This window comes from Hydrogenivirga sp., from assembly GCF_056450045.1.
In genome coordinates this window covers 1-4,147 of record NZ_JBWONM010000006.1, presented here as the reverse complement: position 1 = coordinate 4,147, position 4,147 = coordinate 1, and the positions used below count along the sequence as shown (strand labels likewise).

Here is a 4,147-nt window from a genome sequence, read left to right as displayed (position 1 = left end):
CCTTAAAATTTCTTTCATGGAAAAGCCTTGGAGTGGCAGGTTTTCAGAGAAGACGGACGAGTTCGTTGAGGAGTTCACCGAGTCGGTCAGCTTTGACAGGGAGCTCGCCCACGAGGACATAAGGCAGGATATAGCCCACGTTAGGACCCTTGAAAAGGCAGGGGTTCTTACAGAGGAAGAGGTAAAGAGATTGATAGAAGCCCTTGAGGAGATAGAGAGGGATATAGAGGAGGGAAGGTTTGAGTGGAAAAGGGAGCTGGAAGATGTTCACATGAACATAGAGGCTGAGCTGACCCGCAGGGTGGGGGAGCTTGGAGGAAAGCTCCACACGGGAAGGTCAAGGAACGACCAGATCACTACGGACGAGAGGCTCTACTTAAAGAGAGAGATTGAAGAGATAGTCAACCTGCTCAAGGAGCTCAGGCGCTCCCTGCTCAGGGCTGCTGAGGGCTCCGTTGACGTGATACTCCCGGCTTACACCCACCTTCAGAGAGCACAGCCGATAAGGCTCGCTCACTACTTCCTCTCCTTCAGGGAAGCCTTCCTTAAGGATACGGAGAGGTTCCTTGACTGCTACAGGAGGGTGGACGAGCTCCCCCTCGGAAGCGGGGCTGTTGCCGGTGTGGACTTTTCCTTAGACAGGCACTTCACCGCTGAGCTTCTGGGCTTTAGTAGGCTCGTAAGGAACTCAATCTACGCTACGGCGGATAGGGACTTTATAGCTGAATTCCTCTTCTGCTGCGCCCTGACGGGTATGCACCTCTCAAGGCTGGCTGAGGACCTTATAGTGTGGTCCTCAGAGGAGTTCGGCTATATTGACCTTCCCGACAAGCTCTGCACGGGCTCCTCAATAATGCCTCAGAAGAAGAATCCCGATGTACTTGAGCTCATAAGGGGAAAGACGGGAAGGCTTTATGGAAACCTCATCGCTATCCTGACAGTTCTCAAGGGACTTCCCTCAGCCTTCAACAGGGACCTTCAGGAGGATAAGGAACCCCTCTTTGATAGCGTGAGGACCATCAAAGGCTCCCTGATAGGGATGGCAAAGGTCATTGATGGGTTGAAGGTGAGGGAACAGAGGATGTACTCGGGAGCCGGGAACTTCGTCCTGATAACGGACGTTGCCAACTACCTCGTCCAGAAGGGGATTCCCTTCAGGAAGGCTCACCACATAGCGGGCTCAATAGTCTCCTACCTCATAGAGAAAGGGAAGAGACTTGAGGAGCTCACCATAGACGAGCTGAGGGGCTTCTCCGAACTCTTTGATGAGGATGTCTTTGAGCTCTTCAAACCTGAGGTCGTTGCGGACAGAAGGAAAACCTACGGCGGTACCTCAAGGGAGGAGATTCTCCGCATCCTATCGGTAGCTAAGAGGGAGGAAGGGCTCCCTTAGAGGAGGACTATAGCCTTAGCCCTGTGTCTCAGGATTGACACCATCACTATGAGGGATATGAGGAGCATTGAGAGGCTCAGGCTCAGGAAGGAAAGGAGCTTTAGATAGGAGAAAGAAGGATCAATGAACCTTATGAGAAGGGGACTGAGGTTGTCAGCGAGGGCTGAAAGCAGGGTTATTACACTCAGCATCACCTTCCTCCTTATGTTCGTGAAGAAGGCAAAGTGAACGAGACCGAAGAGGTAAACCCCCATCGCTGCAAGGTGAGGATTCACCACGTTGAGTATGCCGAGAAGGCTCTTAGCCCTGATAAAGCTCTCAGGCGAGCCAAGGTAGTAGGTTGCTATGGAGGAGGGGCTTAGACCTATCTTAGCTACGAATAAAAAAAAATTCAGCCCGGTGAACAGGACCGCAGAGGTGCAGAAGGCGAAGACTAGGACGTATAGGAGAGACCTGTCGGGTGGTTCCTCCTTCTCACCGCTGAGGTAGAGCTTCAGGGCGAGAAGTATCATAGCTCCAGAGAAAGCCTGAAAGAGTAAAAAGGAGAGTATCTTAAGGTATATGAAGAGAGGGGAAAGGTAGAAGACACCGAGGCTGAAGAGAACCTCAAGCATAGCCGCCAGAAAGGAGGAGGCTATGAGGAAGTACTTCACCCTATCCCTCATGCACTTGTGAATGAACACGGAGGCAACCACGAGCAGGAACAGGGTCTGCAGAAAGAACTGTATATGTATATCCTCAAGGAGCTGTCCCAGCGGTAATCTTTCCGGAAACTTCGGGTCTGTAAAGAAGTAGGAGAACATCCTTTGGTAGGTAAGCCCGAACTTGAGGTGGTAATGCACCCAGCTCAGGAGCCAGAAGATCAGAGAGGAAAGGAGGAAGAGAACGACCGTGATGTAAAGGGCTCTGTTGTGCTTTATGTTTGAGGATATAAAGAACCTCATCTGTTCCCTTCCTCAAAGAGGACCTTCCAGAGGGCTAAAGCCCTTCGGGCTGCCTTCGTTATAGCCCTTGCGGTGAGGGTCGCTCCTGTCATGTTCGGTATATCCCTGCCGAGCCTTAGCCTGTCCTTTCCAAGGAGCTTTCCCTTGAAGAGGGCGAGCCAGTTTTCATCAGCCATGTACTCAAGGGGCTCGTTGAAGGAGAGAACCTCCACGAGCTCTATCTCTCCCTTGGGGTTTATCACAAAGAGGACGCTCTCGTTGTGGGTCCTAACCCTGTGGACATCAACGTAGCCGTAGGCTACAACCTTGCCTCCTTTCCTCACTATGTAGATTGACACGAGGCGTGAGCTTATGGGAACTCCCGCGATCCTTTCAGCCTCATTCTTCTGCTCCTTCTTCAGAACTATGTTCTTTATCTGAATCTCAGCCCCCGGGTAGAGAGCCCTCAGGGCGTTTTCGGGTGTGTTGAAGTCCCTCTCAAGGGAGAAGGAAACGAAGCTGAGAGCAAGGGCAAGTATAAAGAACAGGCTTCTCATCGTAATAAGATTATAGTAAAAATTTACATTCAATCTCAATTTTAAAACCCCGAACCTTATTATCATATTAGAATTTACTTATATATGCTGTCCCTTCAAGGGTGTGGATTATAATTAAAGTCAGCCGGAGTGGCGGAACTGGCAGACGCGGGGGATTCAAAATCCTCTGCCCGCAAGGGCGTGCGGGTTCGACTCCCGCCTCCGGCACGAGGAAAGAAGGATGCATATCCTCTTAGTCGGTCTTGGCAACATGGGGATGAAGTATCTTGCCAAGCTTGAGGAGCTTGAGGAGCTCCCCGTCCTCTGCGATGTTGACCCCTACAAGAACGTGAAGAAGTATCCCTTCTACTGCCACTTCGGTGATGTTAAGGAGGAGATAAAGAGGGCAATAGTTGCTATAAATCCTGAAAGCCACGTTGAGGTAGCAAGGGAGTTTCTCAAAAAGGGTGTGCCGGTTCTCCTTGAGAAGCCTCCCGCAAAGTCCAGCGAGGAATTTCGCACCATAGCCCACAGTCCTCTCCTTGAGGTCTCAGAGATAGAGCTCTACTCCTTTCCCGTCAGGAGCTTTCCCAGAGGGCTTGAGGTCAGTGAGATACTGATAGAGAGGCTCAACAGGGGCAGGGGCTACATAAACCCCCTTTGGGACCTTGCCTGGCATGACCTTTACGTTCTCCAGTACCTTTTCGGAGATATTGAGCTCAAGGGCTTCAGCAATGGGGATGTGTGGAAGCTGGAGGGCACCGCTGGAGGTGTTCCCTTTCTCCTGAGGGCAGCCTGGGAGTATAGAGGTGAAGTCACCCGCAGATGGCTTCTGAAGGGGAAGGAAGAGGTTGAGATGAACTTCCTGACTGAGGAGCTCAGGATTGGGGGAAAGGTGCTCAGGAAAGGCTCTGGAGACAAGCTCAGGGATATGGTGGGCGACTTCATCGCAGGCAAAAGAAGGGAAGGTTCAGCCCAGAGGGCACTGAGAAACCTTGAGCTTCTGGAATCCCTCTTTGTATAATTGAACCTTAAATAAGAAGGGAGGTGAGGTATGTATAAGCTGCTCTTAGCGGGTCTGTTTTTCGTCTCTTTCCTTTACGGGGCTTCCTACGAGAGCTGTCTGAGGGGAGCTATATCCATTGAGAGGGCGGTTGAGATAGGCAGGGAGTACGTGGGAAAGCCTTACAAGGTTTGGATAGGTAAGTCTAAGAGAACGGGGGAGTGCTTCTGGAAGGTGAAGGGAACTGAGGGCTACCTCATACTTCAGGCGAGCAGCGGGGAAGTCATAAGGT

At 51.3% G+C, this 4,147-nt stretch carries 5 protein-coding genes and 1 tRNA gene; 4 read left to right on the top strand and 2 right to left on the bottom strand.

The features are described 5' to 3' along the window. Positions 1 to 16: 16 nt before the first annotated feature. On the top strand, positions 17 to 1,393 hold the full coding sequence (gene argH / locus AC1HCM_RS00155) for an argininosuccinate lyase (protein WP_479459748.1): 1,377 nt from the start codon (positions 17 to 19) through the stop codon (positions 1,391 to 1,393). Here argH and AC1HCM_RS00150 read toward each other — a convergent pair. After that, positions 1,390 to 2,337, bottom strand: coding sequence for a hypothetical protein (locus AC1HCM_RS00150; protein ID WP_479459747.1), 948 nt, complete (start codon positions 2,335 to 2,337; stop codon positions 1,390 to 1,392). The genes argH and AC1HCM_RS00150 overlap by 4 nt on opposite strands. Continuing rightward, a complete protein-coding gene (locus AC1HCM_RS00145) occupies positions 2,334 to 2,873 on the bottom strand; it encodes an FMN-binding protein (RefSeq protein WP_479459746.1) in 540 nt (179 codons plus the stop codon). Before AC1HCM_RS00145 ends, AC1HCM_RS00150 begins: the two co-directional genes overlap by 4 nt. Before the next feature lie 123 nt (positions 2,874 to 2,996). On the opposite strand from AC1HCM_RS00145, the gene AC1HCM_RS00140 reads away from it, so the two are divergent. From AC1HCM_RS00140 to AC1HCM_RS00130, 3 genes are all read left to right on the top strand, one after another. After that, positions 2,997 to 3,080: transfer RNA gene (locus tag AC1HCM_RS00140), tRNA-Leu, on the top strand. A gap of 13 nt (positions 3,081 to 3,093) precedes the next feature. After that, entirely contained in the window at positions 3,094 to 3,876 is a 783-nt protein-coding gene (locus AC1HCM_RS00135; RefSeq protein ID WP_479459745.1) for a Gfo/Idh/MocA family oxidoreductase, read from the top strand. Positions 3,877 to 3,906: 30 nt separating this feature from the next. After that, a partial coding sequence (locus AC1HCM_RS00130) for a hypothetical protein (protein WP_479459744.1) occupies positions 3,907 to 4,147 on the top strand: 241 nt, incomplete at its 3' end.